Annotated in this window: 22 protein-coding genes, 2 tRNA genes and 1 pseudogene; 17 read left to right on the plus strand and 8 right to left on the minus strand. The window is 62.7% G+C overall.

Annotation, left to right across the window (positions count from 1 at the left end; all coding sequences use genetic code 11):
- Together IVB32_RS39990 and IVB32_RS39995 are read left to right on the plus strand one after the other, a co-directional pair.
- Positions 1-1,169: pseudogene (locus IVB32_RS39990) on the plus strand (hypothetical protein); the annotation flags it as partial.
- 100 nt (positions 1,170-1,269) lie between these two features.
- A tRNA-Thr gene (locus IVB32_RS39995) sits at positions 1,270-1,345 on the plus strand.
- A 194-nt stretch (positions 1,346-1,539) separates the two neighbouring features.
- On the opposite strand, the gene IVB32_RS40000 is transcribed toward IVB32_RS39995, so the two are convergent.
- Positions 1,540-3,558 carry a hypothetical protein gene (locus IVB32_RS40000; RefSeq protein ID WP_157643122.1) on the minus strand — a complete coding sequence of 673 codons (2,019 nt, stop codon included), beginning with the start codon at positions 3,556-3,558 and terminating at the stop codon, positions 1,540-1,542.
- 523 nt (positions 3,559-4,081) lie between these two features.
- On the opposite strand from IVB32_RS40000, the gene IVB32_RS40005 reads away from it, so the two are divergent.
- Complete coding sequence (locus IVB32_RS40005; RefSeq protein WP_018459732.1) at positions 4,082-4,465, plus strand: hypothetical protein; 384 nt, start codon at positions 4,082-4,084, stop codon at positions 4,463-4,465.
- Between the two features lie 75 nt (positions 4,466-4,540).
- Here the strand turns inward: IVB32_RS40005 and IVB32_RS40010 are convergent, their stop codons facing one another.
- Positions 4,541-5,587, minus strand: coding sequence for a polysaccharide deacetylase family protein (locus IVB32_RS40010; protein WP_247295801.1), 1,047 nt, complete (start codon positions 5,585-5,587; stop codon positions 4,541-4,543).
- Between the two features lie 255 nt (positions 5,588-5,842).
- Between IVB32_RS40010 and IVB32_RS40015 the strand changes: the two genes are divergently transcribed.
- Together IVB32_RS40015 and IVB32_RS40020 are read left to right on the plus strand one after the other, a co-directional pair.
- A complete protein-coding gene (locus IVB32_RS40015; protein ID WP_018459734.1) occupies positions 5,843-6,154 on the plus strand; it encodes a hypothetical protein in 312 nt (103 codons plus the stop codon).
- A 180-nt stretch (positions 6,155-6,334) separates the two neighbouring features.
- Entirely contained in the window at positions 6,335-6,547 is a 213-nt protein-coding gene (locus tag IVB32_RS40020; protein ID WP_018459735.1) for a hypothetical protein, read from the plus strand.
- 24 nt (positions 6,548-6,571) lie between these two features.
- Here IVB32_RS40020 and IVB32_RS40025 read toward each other — a convergent pair whose 3' ends face one another.
- Positions 6,572-8,260, minus strand: coding sequence for an MFS transporter (locus IVB32_RS40025; protein WP_018459736.1), 1,689 nt, complete (start codon positions 8,258-8,260; stop codon positions 6,572-6,574).
- Between the two features lie 150 nt (positions 8,261-8,410).
- On the opposite strand from IVB32_RS40025, the gene IVB32_RS40030 reads away from it, so the two are divergent.
- The 7 genes from IVB32_RS40030 (at position 8,411) to IVB32_RS40060 (ending at position 16,271) form a co-directional block, all read left to right on the plus strand.
- Complete coding sequence (locus tag IVB32_RS40030; protein ID WP_018459737.1) at positions 8,411-9,778, plus strand: twin-arginine translocation pathway signal; 1,368 nt, start codon at positions 8,411-8,413, stop codon at positions 9,776-9,778.
- 34 nt (positions 9,779-9,812) lie between these two features.
- Positions 9,813-11,180 (plus strand): cytochrome P450, encoded by a 1,368-nt coding sequence (locus tag IVB32_RS40035; RefSeq protein ID WP_018459738.1) that lies wholly within the window; start codon positions 9,813-9,815, stop codon positions 11,178-11,180.
- A 50-nt stretch (positions 11,181-11,230) separates the two neighbouring features.
- A complete protein-coding gene (locus IVB32_RS40040; protein WP_018459739.1) occupies positions 11,231-12,640 on the plus strand; it encodes an adenylate/guanylate cyclase domain-containing protein in 1,410 nt (469 codons plus the stop codon).
- A 287-nt stretch (positions 12,641-12,927) separates the two neighbouring features.
- Complete coding sequence (locus tag IVB32_RS40045) at positions 12,928-13,416, plus strand: TerB family tellurite resistance protein (RefSeq protein WP_085359631.1); 489 nt, start codon at positions 12,928-12,930, stop codon at positions 13,414-13,416.
- Positions 13,417-13,647: 231 nt separating this feature from the next.
- The gene (locus IVB32_RS40050) at positions 13,648-14,427 is read left to right on the plus strand and encodes an SDR family oxidoreductase (protein WP_026233870.1); all 780 of its coding nucleotides are present in this window, start codon (positions 13,648-13,650) and stop codon (positions 14,425-14,427) included.
- 127 nt (positions 14,428-14,554) lie between these two features.
- A complete protein-coding gene (locus IVB32_RS40055) occupies positions 14,555-15,349 on the plus strand; it encodes a glutamine amidotransferase (protein ID WP_026233871.1) in 795 nt (264 codons plus the stop codon).
- 109 nt (positions 15,350-15,458) lie between these two features.
- Positions 15,459-16,271, plus strand: a complete 813-nt coding sequence (locus tag IVB32_RS40060; protein WP_018459743.1) for an enoyl-CoA hydratase — start codon at positions 15,459-15,461, stop codon at positions 16,269-16,271.
- A 108-nt stretch (positions 16,272-16,379) separates the two neighbouring features.
- Here the strand turns inward: IVB32_RS40060 and IVB32_RS40065 are convergent.
- A tRNA-Ala gene (locus IVB32_RS40065) sits at positions 16,380-16,455 on the minus strand.
- Positions 16,456-16,659: 204 nt separating this feature from the next.
- Here IVB32_RS40065 and IVB32_RS40070 point away from each other — a divergent pair.
- The 3 genes from IVB32_RS40070 to folD are packed head-to-tail and all read left to right on the plus strand — an operon-like array spanning position 16,660 to position 18,210.
- Positions 16,660-16,950 (plus strand): YggT family protein, encoded by a 291-nt coding sequence (locus IVB32_RS40070; protein ID WP_007598721.1) that lies wholly within the window; start codon positions 16,660-16,662, stop codon positions 16,948-16,950.
- A 20-nt stretch (positions 16,951-16,970) separates the two neighbouring features.
- Positions 16,971-17,315 (plus strand): DUF167 domain-containing protein, encoded by a 345-nt coding sequence (locus tag IVB32_RS40075; protein WP_018459744.1) that lies wholly within the window; start codon positions 16,971-16,973, stop codon positions 17,313-17,315.
- A gap of 10 nt (positions 17,316-17,325) precedes the next feature.
- Complete coding sequence (gene folD, locus IVB32_RS40080) at positions 17,326-18,210, plus strand: bifunctional methylenetetrahydrofolate dehydrogenase/methenyltetrahydrofolate cyclohydrolase FolD (protein WP_018459745.1); 885 nt, start codon at positions 17,326-17,328, stop codon at positions 18,208-18,210.
- Positions 18,211-18,247: 37 nt separating this feature from the next.
- Here folD and ppa read toward each other — a convergent pair whose 3' ends face one another.
- Together ppa and IVB32_RS40090 are read right to left on the minus strand one after the other, a co-directional pair.
- On the minus strand, positions 18,248-18,784 hold the full coding sequence (ppa, locus tag IVB32_RS40085) for an inorganic diphosphatase (protein WP_007604168.1): 537 nt from the start codon (positions 18,782-18,784) through the stop codon (positions 18,248-18,250).
- Positions 18,785-18,959: 175 nt separating this feature from the next.
- Entirely contained in the window at positions 18,960-19,469 is a 510-nt protein-coding gene (locus IVB32_RS40090) for a GNAT family N-acetyltransferase (protein ID WP_007598725.1), read from the minus strand.
- A 262-nt stretch (positions 19,470-19,731) separates the two neighbouring features.
- Between IVB32_RS40090 and IVB32_RS40095 the strand changes: the two genes are divergently transcribed.
- Together IVB32_RS40095 and IVB32_RS40100 are read left to right on the plus strand one after the other, a co-directional pair.
- Complete coding sequence (locus IVB32_RS40095; protein WP_018459747.1) at positions 19,732-20,619, plus strand: alpha/beta fold hydrolase; 888 nt, start codon at positions 19,732-19,734, stop codon at positions 20,617-20,619.
- 42 nt (positions 20,620-20,661) lie between these two features.
- Positions 20,662-21,069, plus strand: a complete 408-nt coding sequence (locus IVB32_RS40100) for a thiol-disulfide oxidoreductase DCC family protein (protein ID WP_018459748.1) — start codon at positions 20,662-20,664, stop codon at positions 21,067-21,069.
- Positions 21,070-21,076: 7 nt separating this feature from the next.
- On the opposite strand, the gene IVB32_RS40105 is transcribed toward IVB32_RS40100, so the two are convergent.
- Positions 21,077-21,946 carry a type II restriction endonuclease gene (locus IVB32_RS40105; RefSeq protein ID WP_247370613.1) on the minus strand — a complete coding sequence of 290 codons (870 nt, stop codon included), beginning with the start codon at positions 21,944-21,946 and terminating at the stop codon, positions 21,077-21,079.
- Positions 21,918-23,195, minus strand: coding sequence for an NAD(P)/FAD-dependent oxidoreductase (locus IVB32_RS40110; protein WP_247413113.1), 1,278 nt, complete (start codon positions 23,193-23,195; stop codon positions 21,918-21,920). The genes IVB32_RS40105 and IVB32_RS40110 overlap by 29 nt, the downstream gene beginning before the upstream one ends.
- Between the last annotated feature and the right edge of the window lie 63 nt (positions 23,196-23,258).

A 23,258-nucleotide genomic window follows, 5' to 3' on the forward strand; every position in this document is an offset into this window, starting at 1 on the left:
CGAATCTGTCCGCGGGCCTGATCGACAAGCAGGCCTATCGCCGCCAGCGCGGCGTGCTGCTCGCCGCCCGCGCGCTGGAATTGGAAACAATGGACCGCGACGTCGCGCGCGAGAGCGTGATGCAGGCGGTCAAGCTCGCGCCGACCCTGGTTCCGGCCGCAGTGCTCGCTGCAAAATTCGAGAGCGAGGCGCATCAGGTGCGCCGCGCCATGAAGCTGGTGGAAACCGCCTGGCTCGCCAATCCGCATCCTGATCTTGCGGATGCCTATGCGCATGTGAAGCTCGGCGATTCCGCGCGGCAGCGCCTGCAGCGGGTCGAGACGCTTGCGGCCAAGATTTCTGCCGACAATGCTGGCTATATCGAGGGCCAGCTGGCGATCGCGCGCGCCGCGATCGATGCGTCCGAGTTTGCCCGTGCGCGCGCGGTGCTGGCGCCTTACGTCAACGATCCCACCCAGCGCGTGGCGATGCTGATGGCCGAGATCGAGCGGACCGAGCATGGTGACGGCGGCCGGGCCCGCGCCTGGACCTTGCGCGCGGTGCGCGCCCGCCATGATCCGGCCTGGACTGCGGACGGTTATGTCAGCGACCGCTGGCGTCCGGTTTCCCCGGTCACCGGCCGTCTTGACGCCTTCCAGTGGCAAACGCCAGTCGCGAGTCTTCCTTCCGACAAAGGCGCCATGATCGAATCCTCGGCCTTCGAGGAAGCGATGCTGGCGGCTCCGCCGCCGAAGCGGGTGACGGCGGCCCCGAGCGAGAGCCCGGTGGAACCGGCTGTCATGGCGCCGGATCCGGTGCCCGCTCCGCAGGACAATTCGCCGCCCCTTGAAGCCCAGGAAATCTTAAAGGAAGCCGTCGAGGAGACCGCCAAAGAAACCGTCAAGGAAGAGCCGGTCGTCACGCCTGCCGAGCCGCTCAAACCGGCCCCTGAGATCGCCGAATCATCGTCCGCGGCGGCAACGCCGGTGTTCCGGACCCGCGCCGACCTTGGCAAGCCGGCACCAGCGCCTATTCCCGCCGTCATCCCGATCGTCCGCGCGCCTGATGATCCCGGGATCGATGACGAGGGTCCGAGCGATGAATTTACGGAACAAATCGGCACGCCCAGGGACCACGCAAAGGCCCAGGCCGGCGGCTGGCGCGGATTCTGGTCTCGCTGGGGCGGGTGAGCGGCATTTGGGAGCCGGCGCCACCTTGCCAATTCGGGCCATGCCCGATATCAGGAGCGCGCGTAACGGGACCGGCCTCGCGCGGGCCCCGGCAAGGTTCGCCGCAATAGCTCAGTTGGTAGAGCACGTCATTCGTAATGACGGGGTCGGGGGTTCGAATCCCTCTTGCGGCACCAGCGCCCCAGTGTCCGGCCCGAAGACATGGGTAACGGAACGTACCTAAGACATGGGTGACAGCCTCGCGCCGAACGGGTGTCGAGAGGTTGCAGGCGTCTGCTTCAGGTGCAGCGCGTCTCGCGCGGCGGTTATTAGCTTGCGGTCATCATCCGTCGCCATTGCATCGATCCTCGCTATCACCGCCGGGCATGCACTATCGCTGCGGATGAATTTCAAAGAACGCGTGCAGGCGCTCGGCAGGATCGGCTTTCATTGAGTACGGCCGACGGCCTGCCTTTGATACAGCTTCGTCCAATTGGGCAAACCGTGTTGCCCGCGCTTCAAGGTGATGCTTTTGACTATCTTGGTCGAGATTTGCGGGCAGAGAGATCATGGATCGAACGTTTGCAGCAAACGCTTTTCCGGCTGTCCTTTCACCGGCTCGGGCAATAACTTCTAGATCGACATGTATGTCGGCCAAGTTATAGGCGCTGATCTTTCCCCCGACGTTATCAGCAATTCTTTCGATTGTTTCTGCGCAGGTCTGCGCGATGTCGGGCCAGCCTTTGTCGAGCGCATCGAGTCCAAAGACCGCAAGATTGGCCGTCGCGTCGGACAAGTGGTGTCCCTTTGCAGGACGATCAGCAGGAAAAAATCCTCCCACCCAAGTTATGAGTGGCTTTAGGTCATCCACAACCGTCGAGATAAATTCCTCTGCACCTGAAGGTGGATGCGCGATCTGGCGCATGAGCACTTTCAGAATCGCATCGAGGGAGTCCAGCACCCATTTGGCCAATAGGGTGCCTTGAAAATCGATACTCGACAGGCGTCGGTAATGCCCGCGGACTTCTTCCGCGGCCTCAGATAGATCGGCGAAGGGATCGTTCCATGGCCGCTCTGGATCAACCTTGATCTTTGCCGCGATGCTTTCGACCAGCGCCGGGATGCTAGCTTCAAAGCCGAGTGCGTAAGCCGGGAAAACGTGTAAACGGCGTTTACCTGCGGCGTCAGCCAATATCTCGGACGGAATTAGTTCGGAAATTTGGTCTAACGTCGATTTTAGCGACCCTACTTCGAACAAGTCGTTCTCGATTTCAAAACGGACCGCGAAAAGAATGGCTTCAAACGAGCGGAACACCGAAATCTGATCCGACTTACCGTATCCATCCACAGCAATGTCAAAGAGCGCCTCGTTCGCCTCCATTGTTGTTTCCGTAGAGCCCACATCAGTCGAGCGGTTTTGAAGCACGGCTCCGAAACTGGAAATAGCACGCAATTTTGCGTCGGGCATGTTGGCCGCAAGCACCAAACGCGCCGCGCGGTGAAGGTAAAAGCAAGCACTATAGGCCAGCGGCGCTACTCTCTGCTCTGCCGCGCCGGGCGCGACAACAGACATAGCCTGCAATGTCATCCGGCCCATTGACGAGATTGAATGTTGCACAACTCGCTCGTTCTTGGCGGCAATCGCGTCCTCTATGATGTGCAGTATGCTCTCGTAGATGGGATTCAATACGTCCGATACGTCGCTCAGGTATCCAGCAAATGGAAATTTGGGATCTACATGAAGCGTTATGCTCTTCTTTCGTAGGTCTGAGTATTCGGTAGCGATAGTTTCAAGCGCGCCGAGGGTTTCGATGGTCGCATTCGAGTCGCGGCGAGCAATGAAACGGTGCGCAAATTCCTCAAGTTGCGCAATCGAGTGTTGGAGTCCTTGAGGTAAGCGCGTGCGCACAATTGTTTGTGCGTGGAGTGTCTGATCCATCTTACTCGGCGCGCCGTTAGCAACGACTTGAATTGCGACCACCTTCTCAGCAGCTCGTCCTATCCTGCGAATCTGCGCGCTGCTGACCCGTACGATTTGTCGGATGGCCGACTCTGGTGCAAGCAGGTTAAGTGTTGAAACGTAGAAGCGGCGCAGAGCATCGAATGATATTCCAAGAAGAAGGAATTGCAGCACCAGGGACATCTTCGGATCGAGCCGGACGGACCACCGCGTCCCCAGCAAGAGCGAGAGCATCGTAGTCGCCACCAAAATCAAAAAAACGCCGAGAAGAGCACGATCCTTAGCGAACTGCTGCAAAACAGAGATAGAAAATAATTCGGCGGCGCGTTGCGCAGGAATAATTGAAAGAGACAAAACTAGCGCAAGCGCAGCGCCAATTATTTGGGCGGCGGCTAAGTGCATCTCACTTGCTTTGATATCCGTGCTGTCAGCGATGGTGTAGAAGAGCACCGAGATTATCACGGACACAATTGTCGCGAGGAGCGTTGATCCTTTGGAGGCGACTTGCTGGATCGTTCGTTGCAGGCGCAGGTCTGTAGACAGTAGCGCTTTGATGTACGTCGCATGGGCGCGACGGCGGTACCCAAGGGCGACGCGGCCGAATTTGTGCCATCGCGACTCGCTAATTGGGTCGCTCAGCTTTGTGGGTGGTTCAGAGGTTCGCCCTAGCGGACTAGAGCGGGGTGCTTCCGCACGATGACCATCCCGAGCGGCAGTTGACTGCGGGCGAGACGGTGTAGACTCGCCTTCCTTCATATGTGGAAAGACCTTATACATTAGACAATTCGAAGATCAGCGAGGACGGCCAACTATAGTTGTCGTTCGCAGCGTCCACAACTATCGCACAGAGAGCTGCCGTTCCATCGCAACGGACGCGTTCGGGATCGAGCGCCACCCTGAGTGATCGTGATCACATAAACTCGCAATCGGCTCCCCTAGTGTCCAGCTCACGCCAAACACGGGGAGATTTCATATGCGCAAGATCATTTTGGTGACCGCCATGGTGCTGGTCTCTGCCTCTGCCCAGGCCGGAGGCCCGCGCAGCCTGTCGCTGTCCGCGGTGAGCGAGCCGGCTTCGGTTCAGCAAACGACGCCGGCGCTTGCCGCCGCGCCGACGCAGGTGAGCGAAGCAGCGCCTGCCGCCGAAGCTCCGAAATATCTCGATCGCCCGCCGGCGGTGTCGCTCAATGCGCCCGCGGCGGTTGCCACACCCACGACCACGACGGCCTCAGCGCCCGCGACGACGACGCAACCCGCCGCGAAGACAACGGCCAAGGCAGACAAGCCGAAGCACAAGCGCAGCTGGACCGAAGGCCGCATCATCAGCGAGCTGCATCGCCATGGCATCTACTGGTAAGATGCCCGCTCTCAAAAGGATATGGCCGGGACAAGCCCGGCCATCACGCGAGAGTTTTGAATCTGATCGGGCGCGTTACTGCGAAACCGTCTGCACCACGCTCCCGATCGGACGCGCGCTCGAGGTCGGCACCTTTAGGTCCTTCAGCAGCGCCTCGTCATATTCCGGCAGCGACTGGAGGGTCGTCTTGGCCTTCATCTGCACGATCTTGTAGCCGCCGGCCTTCAGCCGCGCGAGCAGCGCGGGCATGGCTTCGCCGGTGTGCTTCTGGAAGTCGTGCATCAGGATGATGCCCTTGCCGAGCTTGTCGAGCCTGGTCATCACGGTCTCGATGATCTTCTCCGGCGTGGCGCCCTTCCTGAAATCGAAGGAGTCGATGTCGGTCGAGAACATCGCGACGTTTCGGGTGCCGAAATAGCTCACGATCGCCGGATTGTGCTGGAGCTGCGGGAAGCGGAAGAACGGCGCCGGGTTGGTGCCGAGCGCGTATTTCACCGCGCTAATGCCCTTTTCGACCTCGTCCTTGGCCATCTGCTCGGTCATCTTCTTGCCGTTCAGATTGACGTGCGACCAGGTGTGCGTGCCGACCGTATGGCCCTGGGCCAGCACCTGGCGCAGGATCTCCGGGTGGTAGGTCGCATGCTTGCCGACCGAGAAGAACAGGCCCTTGGCGCATTCGTCCGCGAGCGCCTTCAGTACGGCGGGCGTGTTGACCGGCCAGGGGCCGTCGTCGAACGTCAGCACGACCTCCTTGTCGGTGAGGAAGTCGAACTGCTTGAAATGATCGAAGCCGAAGCCCGGACCGCCGGTGGTGTCGATCTCGACCACGCGGGAGACGCCGAGCGCGTTGGGATTGGCGCAGGTCGATTTCTGCTGAACCGGCATCGGCGCGGGTGCGGGCGCCGAGGCGGCTGCCGCCGGCTTGGCCGCAATCGCGGCCGTGATCGCGACGTCGTCCTTGGCGGCGAGCTTCGCCTGTGCCGGCAATGGATCGGCGGCACGGGCGGCAATCGTCTTGGGAGCGGCCTGGTCGGCGCGCGAGGAATAATAAAACCAACCGCCGGCGGCAATCACGACCGCCGCAACTACACTGGCCAGCATCAGGCCCAACGCATTACGCATCGCCATTCTTTCCAATTACGCAACCAAACCGGCGGAATTTCCCGCCCGACGAGCCATTAATGCGAAGGAACAGTTAACGTGACACCAACACGACAGCGGATATGGAGGAATTTCAGCGAGGTGCGCCAGCGTGACCGAGGTCACAGAGGGTGAGCCTCCCGTGACCGTCATCACAGTCGGAACTGTTTTGCTGGAGCATGGTCAATCCCATCAACAACGGCGGGCCCGCTTCCGCGGTGCCAATGGGAGCTTCAAATGACCAACTCGCTGAACATCAAGTCCTTAAGTAGCAAGATCCGCGACGTCAGCCTGGCTCTGGGCTTTGCCGCCATCCTCTCGATCGCCTCGACCGGCTCGAGCTTCGCCTTCTCGTCCGAAGCGCAGCAGCAGTGCACCGGCGACGCTTTCCGCCTGTGCTCGTCGGAAATCCCGAACATCCCGAAGATCACGGCGTGCATGATGAAGCATCGTTCGGATCTGAGCGCCGGTTGCCGTGCGGTGATGGACAAGGATCTCGCCAAGGGCGGCGCGTCACGCAAGGTCGCTGACGCCCAGGACAGTCAATAAGAGTCGATCAGTAACAGCAACGATAGCGTCGTTGCGTCGGTTAGCTCCCCTCGCGATGTGCCCCGGCGTGATGCCGGAGCGCCGCGGCGGCGCAAGCCCGTCTGCCAATAAAGCCGTTGCGGCTTCGGGATCGTCGCTCTAGCTTCGCCCGCACATCTTCCGGGTAAGAGGCATTACGCGATGACCAGATTTCTTTGCATCATTCCATTGATCCTGTTTGCATCGACTGCGTCAGCGCAGCAGCCCGGTCACGACGCCTGCGCGCGCGACGTCACGCGCTTCTGCCGTCCGGTGATGAACAATGGCGATGGCGCCGTGCTCGCCTGCCTCAAGCAGAACCGTACGCGGCTCACCAAGGGCTGCGACAAGGTGCTGACGGATCACGGGCAGTAAGACGTCGCTACGGACTCGCAAAACCTAAGTGCTGCTTCCCGCCGCAGTGGCGACCACGGGCAGCACCTCACTTGCTGCCTGGTCCGGCGTCTCCTCTTTCCAGCGCACCGAGCCGAACGGACGCTCGAGCATGCGGCGGATCCGCACCGGATCCGGGCCGATGTGGAAATCGATCGCCTCCTGATGCAGCGCGCGTTCGGACTGGGTCGAGCGGTTGCGCTGGCGCAGATAGTCGAGCCAGGTCGGGCAATGATAGCGCTCGGTCCACAATTCGGGATCGGCGATGTCGCGCGCGATCGACCAGCCATAGGCGCCGTTGCGCTGGCGAGAGAGCTGCACGTCCTGCATCACGTTGTGAAAGGCGCGGGCGTTCTCTTGGGCGACGCGGTATTCGATCTCGACCACCAGCGGCCCGCTGCGCGCCGTGAGCGACAATTTGACTTCCGGATCGGCCAGCAGATCGGCGTCTTCGTTGCGGGCGCCGACGCGCGGCATCGTGAGCCAGATTCCGAGCACCGGCGAGATCAGCATCAGGCCGGCGGCCGTCAGCAGCGCTACCTCGACGCCGGCATAGTCGGTGAGATGGCCCCAGCCCCAGGCGCCGATCGCGATGCCGCCGGAAATCGAAGCCTGAAACGCCGCGAGCGAGCGGCCGGCGACCCAGCGCGGCGCCGAGAGCTGCACGCCGATATTGAACAGCGCGATGGCGGCCATCCAGACCGCGCCGGCGAGCACCAGCGCAGCCGCGGTCAGCACCGGCTCGGTGCTCACGGCGAGAGCGGCCATCGCAAACGCCATCGAGATGGTGCAGGCGCGGATCGCGGCTTCGCCGCTCATGCGCTTGCGCAATTCGTGGATGTTGAGCGCGCCGATCACAGCGCCCATTCCGAAGGCGCCGAGCATGATGCCGTAGGTTTGCGCGCCGCCATGCAGCAGATCACGTGCGACCAGCGGCATCAACGCCATGATGGCACCGCCAATCAGGCCCATCACCAGCGTGCGCAACAGCACGATCTTGATCGGCGGCGAATTGGTGATGTAGCGGAAGCCCGATACCATGGCGCGGTTGAGCTTCTCCCGCGGCAGGCGCGAGGGTTCGGTGTTGCGCCGCCAGAGCAGCAGCACCACCAACAGCGGCAAATAGAGGATCGCGTTACACGCGAACGCCGCGACAGCACCGAGTGCGGCGACGATGACACCGCCGACCGCAGGGCCGAAGCTGCGGGCGATGTTGTAGCTGATGCCGTTCAGCGCGACGGCTGACGGCAGTGCATCGGGCGGCACCTGCTCGCTGACCGAGGACTGCCAGGCCGGACCGAACAGTGCGTTGCCGCTGCCAACCACGAAGCAGAAGGCGAGCAGCGTTTCCGGGGAAATGAAGTTGAGCCAGGCCAGGACCGTGAGTGCGGTCGCGCCAGTCAGCGCGATCATGAGCGCGATCAGGGTGACGATACGGCGGTCATACATGTCGGCGATGGCGCCCGCCGGCATCGAGATCAGCATGATCGGCAGCATCAGGGCGGTCTGTACCAGCGCCACCTTGTCCGCCGAGGCCGCCATCTGCGTCATCGCCCAGGCGGCGCCCACGCCCTGGATCAGCAGGCCGAGATTGGAGAGCAGGCTGGCGAGCCAGATGCGCCGGAACACGGTGTACCGTAGCGGCGCCATGATGCCGTCGGCGTCAATTTTCTGACGGTTCGTCTGCTCGGTCATATCCCCTTCCAAATGGGCTGGCAGAAGTGGCGTCGGCGTGGTCTTTGGGCGATTTCGGCAAGTTCAGTGATGCCCGCGAAAGTCCTTCGCTGTCCAGTGGTTAGGCCGGTATAAGCGGTGCACAGAGATGCTTTTGCCGGGGAGGAACAGATGAAGCTGTCACGACGGATGATCTTGCAAGGTGCCGGCAGCTTGCCCTTCGCAATTGCGAGCTTGCGCACGGGCGCATTGGCTCAATCCGCACCCACTGCGCCGAGCGAGGTGCCGCCAATCCTGTTCGTCCACGGCAATGGCGACTACGACGCGCTCTGGATGACGACCTTGTGGCGGATGGAATCCAACGGCATTGCGCGCGATCGCATGCATGCGATCAATTTCAACGATCCCAATGCGCGAAGTGACGACAAGGTCGAGCAGGCGGGCCGCTCCTCGACCGAGGACCAGCGCCGCGAGCTCGCCGCCGCCATAGCCGAATTGAAGCGCAGCACCGGCGCCGCCCGCGTGGCGCTGGTCGGCAGCTCGCGCGGCGGCTATGCCATCCGCAACGTCATCAAGAACGGCGGCGCCGGCGATGTCAGCCACGCCGTGCTGTGCGGCACGCCCAATCACGGCGTGTTCGCGACTGACGACCAGCCCAACAGCGAGTTCAACGGCCGCGGCGCGTTCCTGCTCGGCCTGAACGAGGGCGAGAGTGAGGTGACGCCGGGTGTTGCCTTCCTGACCTTGCGCAGCGACGGCATGGACAAATACGCGCAGGCCGATGGCCGCTTCATCGGCAAGCCCGGCACGCCGACCGGCGTCAGCGTCGAAGGTCCGGAGTTGAAGGGGGCCACCAACCTCGTGCTGGGCGCACTCGATCATCGCGAGGTGGCGTTTCACCCCCGAGCCTTCCGCGAGATCTATAAGTTCATTGCCGGCCGCGAGCCCGCGCGAATCTCGATTGTGCCGGAGCAGAGCGTCAGGCTGAGCGGCCTCGTGACGGGCACACCGGGCGGTGCGCCGACCAATCGGCCGGTGGCCGGTGCAACCGTCGATATCTTTCGGGTTGATCCTGAAACCGGTGAGCGCAAGGGCAGCGCCGTGCACAGCGCGAAGACCGGTGCCGACGGCCGCTGGGGACCGGCGCAGGTCGAACCTTCCTGGTCGCTCGAATTCGCCCTCGCAGCGCCGGATGCGCCGACGACGCACATCTACCGCTCGCCCTTCCCGCGCTCGTCCGACGTCGTTCACCTGCGCGCCGCGCGCCCGCTCGGTCCCGCGGACAAGGACGCCGGGGCCGTCGTGATCATGTCGCGTCCGCGCGGCTATTTCGGCCTGCCGCGGGACGTGGTGCTGCTCGACGGCAAGGAGCCGGCGGACGTCAAATCGGGTGTGCCCACGGATTCGACAGCAACACTGCGCCTTCCGGCCGGCGAGGTCGGGCGTAACATCGTGGCCGAATTCAACGAAGAACGAATTGTGGCACGCGCCTGGCCTGCCTCCGAGAACAGGATTGCGATTGCCGAGCTGACTTACTAGCTAACTGCCTGCGCCACCCCTCCGGGAGAGAGCCATGAACATCGCCAGCGTGCGTCGGCCCATCGTCCCTCCGACGCCGCCGCGAGCGCCCGACGACATGTCGTTCCTCGGCCGGCTTGCCGTGATCAAGCGGAATATGATCGCGACCTGGGGGCAGCGCGCCTATGAGGAAGACGTCATTGAAGGCCGCTTCTTCTTCCGCAACAGCTTCATCCTGAACCGGCCGGATGCGATCCGGCATGTCCTGCTCAGCAATTACGAGAATTATTCGCGTACTCCGGCGGGCATCCGCATGCTTCGTCCCGTGCTCGGCGACGGTCTTCTGATTGCGGAGGGCCATTCGTGGACGTTTCAGCGCCGCACCCTCGCGCCGGCGTTCACGCCGCGTGCGACAGCAAATCTCGTTCCGCACATGACGGCGGTGCTCGACGAGACCATCGCAAAGCTCGACGGGCGAACGAGCGAGCCGGTCGATCTGCGCGAGATCATGCAGCGCATGACGCTGGAGATCGCCGGCCGCACCATGTTCTCGTTCGGCATGGACCGGCATGGTCTGACCTTGCGCAACTTCGTCATGGAGTATGGAGCCCGACTCGGACGGCCGTACTTGCTCGACATGGTGCTGCCGCTGTCCTGGCCGAGTCCGATGGATTTTGCCCGCGCCCGTTTCCGCAAGCGCTGGACCGAATTCGTCGCGATGCTGATCGCCGAGCGGCGTGAGATGGGCAAGAAAGACGGCGCGCCGCCGCGCGATCTTTTCGATCTCATGGACGAGGCGCGTGACCCTGAAACCGGCAAGGGCTTTTCGGACGAACAACTGGTCGACGAAGTCGCGACTATGATCCTCGCGGGTCACGAGACCACGGCGACCGCGCTGTTCTGGGCGCTCTATCTGCTCGCGCTCGATCCCGATACGCAGGAGGAGATCGCCTCCGAGACCCGCGGCGAGCACCTCGACAGCATGGCCGACATCGATCGGCAGAAGTTCACCCGCGCCGTGATCGAGGAGACCATGCGGCTTTATCCGCCGGCCTTCCTGATCGCCCGGGCCGCGCGCGAGAAGGACAACGCGGCCGGCGTCGCCATCGGCAAGGGCGACATCATCATGATCGCACCGTGGCTGCTGCACCGGCACGAGAAGCTGTGGGATCAGCCGAACGCGTTCATTCCAAAACGCTTCATGTCCACGGAAGCGCCCGATCGATTCGCGTATCTGCCCTTTGGCGCGGGTCCGCGCGTCTGCGTCGGCGCCCCCTTCGCGCAAGCCGAATCCGTGCTGGCGCTGGCCCGGCTGATCGGTGCGTTCCGTGTCGAGCTTGCCGATACCAGCCCTGTCATTCCGCTCGGCGTCGTCACGACCCAGCCGGACCGGTCGCCGCTGTTCCGCATCACGCGTCGGTGACAGGCGTTCGCCTGGCCGACGGCGTGATCCACTCCAGATAGAGTTGCGCCATGAGCGATATCCAGGCCCAGTTTTCCGTTCTGAAGCAGACCGCCGATGCGAAAGTGGTCGACGCGATCGCGCGCCTCATCGAGGACGGCGAAGATCACGAGCTCAACCGCGTCAATGTACTCGATTTCGCGAAGCAGCACGGTCTCGATGAAGAGCACGCGATCTCGGCATTCCTGCATTCGGCGCGGCTCGGCCTGTTCGATCTGGGCTGGAATGTGCTGTGCCCGGGCTGCGGCGGCGTGTTGGGTGCGCACTCGACCCTGAAGGCGCTCAAGCCAGACAATTATCATTGTGCGCTGTGCGCCTGCGGCTACAAGGCCTCCGTCGATGATCAGGTCGAAGTCTCCTTCACCGTCAATTCACGTGTCCGGCGCATTGCGGCGCATGATCCCGATACGCTTCCGGTGTGGGAGTACTTCAAGCAGGTGTTCTGGAGTTCCGGCGTCGACTTCAACAAGGAATCGTTTGCGACGCTCGCCAACGAGGTGACGCTGGACACGATGGAGCTCCCGGCCGGCGAGAAGGCGACCATGTCGCTGCAACTGCCGGACGATTTCATCATCATCTTCGAACCGGTGACGCACGCGGCGCATTTCATCGACGTGCAGGGCGAGCCCACCAAGGACCGTCAGCAGCTCGCCATCATGTACAACAGGGTGCAGGCGCCGACGGGAACCACGACCATGCGGCCGGGCCCGCTGCGGCTGTCGCTGGAGAACCAGGCCGGCGTACGCGTGCTGCCGTCGGTGTTCATCGCGGCCGAGGCGCTCCATCACCTCATCGGCAAGCGCAAGCCGTTCCTGACCGCCAAGCGGATGCTGTCGAACCAGACGTTTCGTGATGTGTTCAAGGCGGACAATCTCAGTCTCGACCAGCGGCTCCAGATCACCTCGCTGACCTTCCTGTTCACCGATCTGAAGGGATCGACCGCGCTCTATGAGCGCGTCGGCGATCTTGCCGCCTTCGACCTCGTGCGCGCGCATTTCCATGCGCTGCTCGAGATCATCTCCTCCGAGAAAGGCGCGGTGGTGAAGACCATCGGCGACGCCGTGATGGCGACCTTCGTCCGTCCCGAGCATGCGATCGCAGCGGGTTTGCGGATGCGCGCGGCGATGGACGAGCTCAACAAAAAGCGCGGTACTGCCGATCTCATCGTCAAGATCGGCATCCACGAAGGTCCGTGCCTCGCGGTGATGCTGAACGAGCGGCAGGATTATTTCGGCCAGACCGTCAACATCGCCGCCCGCGTGCAGAGCCTCTCGACCGCGCAGGAGATTCACATCACCGGCCCGGTGCTGGATGCGCCGGCGGTTGCCGAAGTCCTCAAGCAGCGCGAAATCAGGCCGATCCAGAAGCAGGCCGCACTGCGCGGCATCGCCGACAAGATGGTGGTGTACGAGATACCGTGACTGGTGTCGTCCCGGCGAAGGCCGGGACCATACCGCGTGATTTCCGAAACAGGCTGGATGGTCGTTACCAAAGCCTTCGCCAAACCGCAGCCTGTGGTTATGGGTCCCGGCCTTCGCCGGGACCACATGTGCGCACTTGCCTTGCCCTACTCCAAAATCACAGACTCAGATTGCCGAAACGTAATGCGACGCGCGGAACTGACGCACGTTGCGCCGGTTGAATTTCCTACTCATATAATGCTGGTAGCGGTCGCGCTCCGCGGCTTCATCGATTTCGGTAGGACCTTATGCTCGACGGCCTGCGCCAATTCATCGCCGACATTGTTGCTCCCCATGCCCAGGACCGCGCTTTCGGTGACGGTGATTACCGGCTGGCGGCGACCGCGCTGCTGGTTCACGTGATCTCGCTGGACGGCCAGCCGACGGCTGCCGAGCAGCGCAAATTGCACAGCCTGATCGAAAGCCACTTTGGGCTCGATCGCGGCACCGCGGATCGTCTGATCGCGGATGCGACGGAGGTCGAGGGCGAGGCGGTCGACCTCTATCACTTCACCAGCATCATGATGCGCTCGCTCGACGAAGAGGGCCGCAAGCGGGTCGTCCAGATGATGTGGGAGCTGGTCTATGCCGATGGCCAGGTTACCGAGTTCGAGGATAATGTGGTCTGGCGTGCCTCCGACCTGCTCGGGATTTCGCAACGCGACCGGATCGACCTGAAGCACGCGGTCGCAGATCGTGCCGGTGGTCAGGTCAAGGACAGCGCGGTCGGCGGGTGATCACTGCCAATACCGCCAATTGGCGGTTGTGCGGACCACATGACGAAACTTTAATGTAGCCTCGGGGCTGCCCTGGTTCCGGTTTTCCCCTGTAAAAACGGGGTTTTCCTGCTTCCCCCGTTTCCCGCTCAGGTGGCTATGCGGTGGACGCCGCTTGCCTGTCGCGCACGGCCTATGCTCTCGTTCCAGCATTGCGGCGCCAAAAAAACTTCAATTCAAGAGATCTCGATCGTGACTGAGCGGGTAACGTTGATCACCGGTGCCTCGGCGGGCATCGGCACGGAGCTAGCGCGTGTGTTCGCCGCGAACGGACACCGTCTTGCGCTGACGGCGCGACGCGCGGACCGGCTCGAGGCGCTCGCAAACGAGCTCGCCGCCAAGGGTGGCAAAAAGCCGATCGTGATCGCCTGCGATCTTGAGGATGCGGATGCCGGCGAGAAGATCGCCGCCGCACTCGCTGCCGAAGGCGTCGAGCTCGATCATCTCGTCAACAATGCCGGCTTCGGCGTGTTCGGCGACGCAATTGAGCGCGACCGCGTCGAGCAGGTCGGCATAGTGGATGTCAATGTCCGGGCTCTGACGGATCTGTCGCTGCGCTTTGCCGATCAGCTGATCAGGAACAAGGGTGGCCTTCTCAACGTCGGATCGGTCGCCGGCTATCTGCCCGGCCCCGGCATGGCGGTCTATTACGCGTCCAAGGCCTATGTCATTTCCTTCACCGAGGCCTTGCGGGCGGAGCTTGCACCGCACGGCGTTCGCGTCACCGTACTTTGCCCGGGCCCGGTGCCCACCGAATTCCAGGCGCGCGCCGGCGTTGGGTCCGGACATGATACGGCCCTTCTCAATGTTCCTGCCGCTGAGGTCGCACGACAGGCCTATCGCGGCCTGATGGCCAACAAGCGGGCCGTGCTCCCCGGTCTGGGCATCAAGATTGTGCCATTCGCGCTGCGCTTCTTCCCGCGCGGCTTCATCCTGTCCGCCACCAGCCGGTTTCAGAGACAAAGACGCTAGAGGGAGCTCTCGGTCGGTCGTGGCCCGGAGCTTGCTTTCTATCGGGAGTGTGTGTGCGCAAACTCACACGAAATTAACGATCGCTTAGTTATGCTGGCGGTCAGAACCGATAGCAGTCGCAAAGACCATGTCGTTCCGGACGGACAGATTTGGTGGCGCAGATGTGGTGCCCTTCCCCAGAAGGACGCCTGATGTCGCCGCCTTCGAAACCCGGTTGCCGGTTCTGATCATCCTGCATCAGGAATCCTCGACGCCCGGCCGCGTCGGCAATGCGCTGCGCGCCCTTGGCCACCGCCTCGACATCCGCCGTCCCCGCCTCGGCGATCCGCTGCCTGAGACCCTCGACCAGCATGCCGGCGCTGTGGTCTTCGGCGGTCCGATGAGCGCCAATGATCCCGACGACTACATCCGCCGCGAGATCGACTGGATCGAAATTCCGCTCCGCGAACAGCGGCCGTTCCTCGGCATCTGCCTCGGCGCGCAGATGCTCGCGAAGCAGTTAGGAGCCCGCGTCGCGCCGCATGCCGATGCGCTGACCCAGATCGGCTACTACCCGATCCGCCCGACACCCGCGGGACACGGGCTCTGCCCGAATTGGCCGGCACGGGTCTATCACTGGCATCGCGAAGGCTTCGAGCTGCCGGTTGGCGCTGAACTGCTTGCCGAAGGCGATGATTTTCCGGTGCAGGCGTTCCGCACCGGCAACGCTTTCGGCGTGCAGTTTCATCCTGACGTGACCTACGCCATGATGCATTGCTGGACCACGCGCGGCTATGACGGTCTCAGCGCGCCCGGCGCGCGGCAGCGGCATCATCACTTCGCGGACCGTGCCGTCTACGATGCCGCGGAACGGGCCTGGCTTGATCAATTCATCGACGGCTGGCTGGCGCGTCGGCCGTTGCTGGCGCAAGCCGCCGAGTGATCGCGCCCTCCCAGGCCGTTGGCACAAGCCCTTGTCTCATCCCTTGATATGCTAGGCTCATGTCAACGAGCGCGCGCGAAACTGCGCCGGCAAACAAAGGGAGAGCACCATGGCTTACGAACACATTCTCTATGAGGTCAGCGACAAGGTCGCGACCATCACGCTCAACCGTCCCGATCGCATGAATGCGTGGACGCCGATCATGGAGCGCGACGTGCGCCATGCGATGGAAGCATCGAGCGCCGATGACAATGTCCGCGTCATCGTGATCACCGGCGCGGGCCGCGCCTTCTGCGCCGGTGCCGACATGGACGCATTGAAGGGGCTCGACCCCGATGATGTCAGGCGCGCGTCGAACCTGCCGCCCTTCGACATGAACCGGCGGCCGGACTGGCAGACGCGCCATGGCTTCTACCCGTCGATCGGAAAGCCTGTCATCGCCATGCTCAATGGCGCGACCGCCGGCATCGGCCTCGTCCACGCGCTCTATTGCGACCTGCGCTTTGCCGCCGACAACACCGTGTTCACCACCGCCTTCGCCCGGCGTGGTCTGATCGCCGAGCACGGCATCAGCTGGATGCTGCCGCGAATCGTCGGCCACGCCAACGCGATGGATCTGTTGCTCTCGGCGCGCCGCGTTTCGAGTGACGAGGCGCTGCGGATCGGGCTGGTGAACCGGCTCTGCTCGCCCGAGAAGCTGCGCGAGGAGACCTATGCCTATGCGCGCGACCTCGCCGATTTCGTCTCGCCGAGCGCGATGGCCGTGATCAAGCGGCAGCTCTACGAGGTGCCGTTCCAGACGCTGGCGGAGGCGACGATCGAAGCCAACCGGGACATGATGGTGGCGCTGAACGGCAGCGATTTCCGGGAGGGGGTCGCGAGCTTCATGGAGAAGCGGCCGCCGAGGTTTACGGGGAAGTAGGGAAGCTTAAGGGGCAGTCCGTCTTCGCCCTGCGGGCTACGCCGGACACCACGCTTCGCCCCTCGAGCTCCGCGCGGCTGCGCCACGCGTAGCCCGAAGGGCGAAGCGTGGTGGAGCCAGGCGGGATCGAACCGCCGACCTCGTCATTGCGAACGACGCGCTCTCCCAGCTGAGCTATGGCCCCTTTTGTAGGCCGCTCTGGTCAATGCGGCCGACAACCGGGCGCCATTTAAGTCCCCGCCAAGGTCAAGTCAAGGACGGGTGTAACCCGGTTTTAGCCATCCCGGCACCGACTTCCCTTGTTTGGACCGGGGGGAACCGATATCTAGCAGCAGGCGTCAATCCCGACCGCAGCCAGAATTTTCAAAAGTCAGAGTCTTCAAAAGCCATGCGTGCCGTTCTCGACATCGTCATCATCGTGCTCGACCTCTACGTCTGGCTGCTGATCGCGTCCGCGATCCTGTCCTGGCTGATCGCCTTCAACGTCGTGAACACCCGCAACCAGTTCGTTTCGGCGGTGGCGGAGTTCCTGTACCGAATCACCGAGCCGGTCCTGGCTCCGATTCGCAATTTCCTGCCCAGCCTCGGCGGCCTCGACATCTCGCCGATCATCCTGATCCTGCTCATCATGTTCATCGAGCGGGTGATCCTGTATTACATCTACCCGAACGTGATCTAAGCAAGCTGGAGCGCCCTGGGTTGCCAAAGAACCTTGTCATCAAGGAACCTTGGCGTTACGGGGCCGCAGGTATCAGCATCGCGCTGCGGGTGACGCCGCGCGGCGTCCGCGACGACATCGACGGGATCGAGCAGCTCTCCGATGGCCGCAGCGTGCTCAAGGTGCGGGTGCGCGCTATCGCAGATGGCGGCGAGGCCAACAAGGCCGTTCTGGTGCTGCTGGCGAAATCGTTGGGCGTGCCCAAGGCCAGCGTCAAACTCCTGTCGGGAGCGACCTCGCGGCTGAAGCAGATCGCGGTCGACGGCGATCCGGCGCGGCTCGGCGAAGCCCTGCGCCAGCTCGCATCAGCCAAATCGACAGACTGAGGGAACTGACATGACCGCCAAGATCATCGACGGAAAAGTCATCGCCGCAGAACTTCGCGCCCGCGTCGCCGACGAGGTCGCACGCGTCAAGCGCGAGCACAATCTGGTTCCGGGCCTTGCGGTGGTCCTGGTCGGAAGCGACCCGGCGAGCGAGGTCTATGTCCGGTCGAAACACACCCAGACCCAGGCCGCCGGCATGGCCTCGTTCGAGCACAAGCTGCCGGCCGACGTCTCGCAAGCAGATCTCCTGGCGCTGGTCGCAAAACTCAACCGCGATCCCGCCGTGCACGGTATTCTGGTGCAACTACCGCTGCCCAAGGGCCTCAATACCGAGGCGGTCGTCAATGCCATCGACCCCGCCAAGGATGTCGACGGGCTGCATCCGAACAATGCCGGCCGCCTCGCCGGCGGTTTCGAGGCGCTGTCGCCCTGCACGCCGCTCGGCTGCATCATTTTGACCAAGAGCGTGCATGCTTCGCTTGAAGGCATGAACGCCATCGTCATCGGCCGCTCCAACCTCGTCGGCCGACCGCTGGTGCAGCTGTTGCTGAACGAGAACGCCACGGTGACCATCGCGCATTCGCGCTCGCGTGACCTGCCCGGGCTCGTGAGGCGCGCAGACCTCGTCTATGCCGCCGTCGGAAAGTGCGAGATGGTGCGCGGCGACTGGCTGAAGCCGGGGGCGACCGTGATCGACGTCGGCATCAACCGGATTCCGAGGGACGACGGCAAGACGCGTCTCGTCGGCGATGTTGCCTATCAGGAAGCGCTCGCCGTGGCTGGCGCCATCACGCCGGTACCGGGCGGCGTCGGTCAGATGACAGTCGCCTGCCTGCTCGTGAACACGTTGCGCGCGGCCTGCGCGATTGCAGGGCTGCCGAAGCCGGCGGTGTAGTTCACCTCGCCCCGCAAGCGGGGCGAGGGAGCAGAGCTCAGGCCTTCTTCTTTTTCTCGCGATCGATGCCTTCGAGGATCAGCTTGTGCGCATCTTCGGGGCCGCCCCAGCGCAGGATCTTCACCCACTTGCCGGGTTCGAGATCCTTGTAGTGCTCGAAGAAGTGCTGGATCTGCTGGAGCGTGATGTCCGGCAGGTCGGAATACGACTTCACCTTGTCATAGCGCTGCGTCAGCTTCGACGACGGCACCGCAAGAATCTTCTCGTCGCCGCCGGCTTCGTCTTCCATGAACAGCACGCCGACCGGGCGCACGCTCATGACCGCGCCGGGAATGATGGCGCGGGTGTTGATGATGAGGACGTCGCAGGGATCGCCGTCGTCGGACAGCGTGTGCGGAATGAAGCCGTAGTTCCCGGGGTAACGCATCGGCGTGTAGAGGAAGCGGTCAACCACCAGCGTGCCGGCTTCCTTGTCCATCTCGTACTTGATCGGTTCGCCGCCCACGGGGACTTCGATGATGACGTTGACGTCGTGAGGGACGTTTTTCCCGATCGAGACCGCATCGATACGCATTCAAGGCTCCGTTGTTGCCGAGGTTAAATCGCACCCGGCAGCGATTTTGGCGCTGTCATACGCGGGCTTGGCCCGCTGATCCATCGCGTTTTTGTGAAATAATGAATCCGGCGATCACCGGCTCAAGGCAGCGGTATCGACGGAAGGAAAACGCTGCCGGCGGGACTTCAGCAGCTCAATTGGTCCAAGCGAAGGCAACCTTGTCGAGCGACTTCGGCCCGAAACGCTCCGAGGACCGCGCCACCATGCGGCCGCCCAAGGCGCGGTAGAACTCGGTGGCCGGATCGTTGTCCGAGAGCGCCCACACCACCATGCTCTTCAGGCCGCTCTGCATCAGGTCGCGGCGGGCCGCGGTGAACAGGCGGCGACCAAAGCCCAGGCCCTGGAATTCGGGACGCAGATAGAGCTCGTAGACCTCACCGTCGAAATGCAGGCTGCGGGCGCGGTTGCGGCCGTAATTGGCGTAGCCTGCGATCTTGTCGCCGAACACCAGCACGCTGACGCGGCTGCCCTTGCGGATCGCGCTGTCCCACCATTGCGGACCGCGGCGGTTGATCAACTTCTCCAGTTCGGCGCCGGGAATGATGCCCTGATAGGCGGAGCGCCAGGCTTCGTCATGGGTGGACGCCACCGCAGTTGCATCTGCGGCTTTGGCCGGCCGGACCTCGATCAGGGTTGTGCTCATGGACGTGATCAAACCAAGTCGCCGCGCCGGCGGCAAGACCTATCGTTAATTATCGGTTAACGTGTGGACTTTCTGCATCAGTATTTGAACCATGTTGTACCGAAAAAAGACAAGACGCCGATTCGAATGGCACCGGGGTGCTCTGCGCCGGTGCAAAACTGCTTTGCGGCAACGAATGAACGGCAATGGCAACGCAGAAAGTCTGCCGATATTGATTCGTTCCTACTAGTCTAACTGTCGCTGTTCTCGCCTCCGGCAATTCATGCGGATCCCCAACATCCTCGTGCCTTTGGCTCTGCTGGCCTTGCTGGCTGCGCCGCCGGTGTGCGCTCAGGTTTTTGGTTCGTCCGGAGCGGAGGGCGATCCGTTTCGCCGTCAGCAATGGCGCGTGCCGTCGCCGGATACCGACATCGCCGCTCATGCCCGGCTGTTTCGCCCGCCGGGTGCCGGCCCGTTCCGGCTTGCGGTGATCGCGCATGCTTCGACGCAAAATGGCTTGCGGCGCGCGCAAATGTCTCAGCCGGAATACCGCGCACTCACGGCATTCCTCATCGCGCGCGGCTTCGCCGTGCTGGTGCCCGAACGGCTCGGCCATGGTGCGACCGGTGGCCGCTATGTCGAGGACCAGGGTGGCTGCGACGAGGCGGACTACGTGCGCTCGGGCCGCGCAACGGCCGACGAAATCGCGCTCGCGCTGGACTATGTGCGAAAGCAGGATTTTATCCGCAAGGACGCCGCGATCGTGATCGGCCATTCCGCCGGCGGTTGGGGCGCGCTGGCGCTCGCGAATGCCGATCCGAAGGCGATCTCCGCCATCATCGCCATTGCGCCGGGCCGCGGCGGCCATGCCAATGACGAGCCGAACCGGATCTGCGCGCCGCATACGCTTCTCGCCGCGGCGGCTGAATTCGGCAAGGCCGCGCGCATCCCCATCACATGGCTCGTTGCCGCCAATGACAGCTACTTTGCACCGGCATTTTCGCTTGCGTTGGTCGATGCGTTTCGCGGCGGCGGTGGCAAGGTCGACTTCCGAACGACGCCGGCCGTCGGTAGCGAGGGCCACTGGATGATCGAAACCGAGGCAGGCGTCAAAGCCGCGAGTGCCGAGCTTGCGCGTGGGTTGAAGCCGGCGGCTGCCAAAAAGCCATGACGCCGTATTCCTGGTCACGCACCTGATATTGGACAATCGCTAATGCCCAAATGGCCCGACGATGACGTCATCCTGTTCGACGGCGTCTGCATCTTCTGCTCGCGCTGGGTCCGCTTCGTCGCCAAAAGGGACCCGGCGAAGCGGTTTCGCTTCACGCCGATTCAATCTGACTATGGCGCCCGGCTCGCGCGCACGTTCGGCATCGATCCCGCTGATCCCGACACCAATGCCGTGGTTCACGGCGGCGCGGTGTTCATGAAGTCGGACGCTGCGCTGACGGTGCTGTCGCAGCTCCCCGGCTGGGGCTGGGTGCGCGCGTTGTTCGCTGTGCCCAAGCCGCTACGGGACCCGCTCTACAATCTCGTCGCGCGCAACCGATACCGCATCTTCGGCAAGTATGATTCGTGCTTCGTACCGGATGCCGACTTGCGGGCGCGGGTGATCGAGTAGGACGTGGTCAGCGTTGGATTTTCTCTACAAGAGCCACAAATTCTTGCAGGTCCAAAAGGGCTCTTTGTTGAGTCGACTTGTACGTTTCGTGAAGCTTTTTTGGCAAGACAAGTTGCAACGATTTGGTGCGCATTTCGGATGTTTGATTTTCTGAAATTCCGGGCTCTAACGTCAAGAGATGCTTCGTCTTGATCCGGTTCGCTTCAGCTAACACTTGACGCCACCGATCCTTGCAGGTCGATTTTGCGCCGAGCATTACAAGGCGATTTTCTGAAAACGCTGACGAATTGTATTCCTTCGCCCCCGGGAACAGGAAATCCGGTCTATTGTTATTTTCGGTTCGCGCCCCTCTCTCGAACCTTAGCTTGCGGGCAGAAAAAATTGCAGCGAGATGATGCTCAAGAGCCGATCCGGCGCGCGACTTGCGGCGATTCTGGACGCTCAGCGAAAATTTGATGAAGCCTTCAACGTCAGCCTTCTTGCTGAGCATGAAACCGTCGGCCAGCCTTTTCGAGACAATGTGCCGCTCTAGGGTACGGAACAACCTTTCCTCAAATTCGATCCATGTCATGAGCGCGTGATCAGGATCGTCTCTAACACTCGTCTCGGGAGCATGCTTCCTAGCAAACTCAGAGAAGATGCCCGTTGCGGGGAATTCTGCACCAAATTTCTTTAGGAGCGCGTCGAGCCACTCATCCTCAGTAACGATAGCTTCGATTTCGATGAGCTCAAGAATATAGCGAGCCGTGAAAGAAAGTTCCTGACCGCGCTCTCGGCGAAAGTCTCGCTTATTGTCGTCGAAACGGTCTCCGGTTGCACGCAGACCGAATAGCCAAAAGAGTTGCTGCTCAATTGCGCTGCCCGCGGTGCAACTCATCGCAAGCAGTGGACCAGATTTTGGCTTGCAGAAAAACAGCGTGTCGCCAGCGCGCGCCTTCCGAACGACTTCTTCGGCAGCCGCCCGCAAAGAACAGCCGCCCATCGGTCGGTGCCGCCAGCACGGCGCGGTCACCGGCGTGGCCGGGCAGGGCGTGCGAGTAGGAGCCTCTCGCGAAGGGGTCGTGGGCCCAGCGCGACTCGTAGAGCGGCTTCAGCTTTCGCCTGATGTCGTTGCCGAGGAAGCCTGCGATCTCCTCGATGCTTTGGGCGGCAATGGCGCCGTCGCCCGCGTCTTCCAGTTCGCGTGCAAAGCTGCCGCCGAAAAAGCCTTCGATGCAGGGCTGGCCGAACGGGCGGATATGATAGGTGCCCATGTCAGTGCGCATCGTGGCGCCGCGCAAATTACCTTCCTTCGGGAAGGCTTCGGCATCGTCGAGCGCCAGCGTCACCTTGTCATCGACACCGAGCGGCAGGCCGGCCGCGGCGTCGACCTTGGCGGGGAGAGGTGGCGAGAAGCGGATCGCCTCATTGGCGATCAGATTGGTCGGCACGGTGACGATCACCTTGTCCGCGGTCAGCGTGCCCTGCGATGTCTCGATGCGGATGCGCTGGTCGGAATGATCGATCAGCGTGACGTTGCAGTTCAGCGCCACCGGGCATGGCGCGCCATAGGCCGCGATCAGCGCGCCGTAGCCGCGGCGGACGCGCCAGTTGAGGTCGCTGTCCTCATACGCGTCCCAGTCCAGCGTCGACATGTCCTTCAGTTCGCAGCCGTTGATGTAGGTCGAGATCGCGTCGATCATGGGATTCCAGCGATTGCCGGGCTCCAGGCTGAAGCTCGCGGGGACATCCTGGCCCTTCTGGGCGGTCTCCCACAGCCGCTGATAGAAGGCGTCCATGGCGTGCATGAAATCATCGCGCTCGGCTTTCGGAAACGCGTCGCCATAGGCGCGCTCGCGCCAGGGCGGGAGGTCCTTGTTGACCTCGAAATCGAGCTGCTTTGCAATCGCGACGAAGGAGTTGTTGTCCGCCGAATGCAGCCAACCGCAGCCGACGTCGAAGGTGACTTCGGGCGAGGCCTGCACCGTCCAGGCCCGGCCACCGAGCCGGTTACGCGCCTCGAGCACGATCACGGAGAGGCCGGAGCCTGCCAGCGCATGCGCCGCGCCGAGACCGGCGGCGCCCGCACCGATGATCGCGACGTCGACGGAGGAGGGGAGGGACATAGCGGTCAATTTCATCGTCATGCCCGGGCTTGTCCCGGGCATCCACGTCATTGACACCAGTATCGAAGACGTGGATGGGGGGGG

Source organism: Bradyrhizobium sp. 23 (assembly GCF_023073295.1).
In the GTDB taxonomy this organism is placed as follows: domain Bacteria; phylum Pseudomonadota; class Alphaproteobacteria; order Rhizobiales; family Xanthobacteraceae; genus Bradyrhizobium; species Bradyrhizobium canariense_D.

Bases quoted from the DNA above. Each gene is read 5' to 3' on its own strand.
- IVB32_RS40010 (WP_247295801.1), bottom strand. From the start codon at position 5,587: ATGCGTAATGCGTTGGGCCTGATGCTGGCCAGTGTAGTTGCGGCGGTC.
- IVB32_RS40035 (WP_018459738.1), top strand. From the start codon at position 9,813: ATGAACATCGCCAGCGTGCGTCGGCCCATCGTCCCTCCGACGCCGCCG.
- IVB32_RS40030 (WP_018459737.1), top strand. From the start codon at position 8,411: ATGAAGCTGTCACGACGGATGATCTTGCAAGGTGCCGGCAGCTTGCCC.
- IVB32_RS40055 (WP_026233871.1), top strand. From the start codon at position 14,555: ATGTCGTTCCGGACGGACAGATTTGGTGGCGCAGATGTGGTGCCCTTC.
- IVB32_RS40060 (WP_018459743.1), top strand. From the start codon at position 15,459: ATGGCTTACGAACACATTCTCTATGAGGTCAGCGACAAGGTCGCGACC.
- IVB32_RS40070 (WP_007598721.1), top strand. From the start codon at position 16,660: ATGCGTGCCGTTCTCGACATCGTCATCATCGTGCTCGACCTCTACGTC.
- IVB32_RS40020 (WP_018459735.1), top strand. From the start codon at position 6,335: ATGACCAGATTTCTTTGCATCATTCCATTGATCCTGTTTGCATCGACT.
- ppa (WP_007604168.1), bottom strand. From the start codon at position 18,784: ATGCGTATCGATGCGGTCTCGATCGGGAAAAACGTCCCTCACGACGTC.
- IVB32_RS40110 (WP_247413113.1), bottom strand. From the start codon at position 23,195: ATGACGATGAAATTGACCGCTATGTCCCTCCCCTCCTCCGTCGACGTC.
- IVB32_RS40100 (WP_018459748.1), top strand. From the start codon at position 20,662: ATGCCCAAATGGCCCGACGATGACGTCATCCTGTTCGACGGCGTCTGC.
- IVB32_RS40015 (WP_018459734.1), top strand. From the start codon at position 5,843: ATGACCAACTCGCTGAACATCAAGTCCTTAAGTAGCAAGATCCGCGAC.
- IVB32_RS40040 (WP_018459739.1), top strand. From the start codon at position 11,231: ATGAGCGATATCCAGGCCCAGTTTTCCGTTCTGAAGCAGACCGCCGAT.
- IVB32_RS40005 (WP_018459732.1), top strand. From the start codon at position 4,082: ATGCGCAAGATCATTTTGGTGACCGCCATGGTGCTGGTCTCTGCCTCT.
- IVB32_RS40090 (WP_007598725.1), bottom strand. From the start codon at position 19,469: ATGAGCACAACCCTGATCGAGGTCCGGCCGGCCAAAGCCGCAGATGCA.
- IVB32_RS40095 (WP_018459747.1), top strand. From the start codon at position 19,732: ATGCGGATCCCCAACATCCTCGTGCCTTTGGCTCTGCTGGCCTTGCTG.
- folD (WP_018459745.1), top strand. From the start codon at position 17,326: ATGACCGCCAAGATCATCGACGGAAAAGTCATCGCCGCAGAACTTCGC.
- IVB32_RS40025 (WP_018459736.1), bottom strand. From the start codon at position 8,260: ATGACCGAGCAGACGAACCGTCAGAAAATTGACGCCGACGGCATCATG.
- IVB32_RS40045 (WP_085359631.1), top strand. From the start codon at position 12,928: ATGCTCGACGGCCTGCGCCAATTCATCGCCGACATTGTTGCTCCCCAT.
- IVB32_RS40105 (WP_247370613.1), bottom strand. From the start codon at position 21,946: ATGAGTTGCACCGCGGGCAGCGCAATTGAGCAGCAACTCTTTTGGCTA.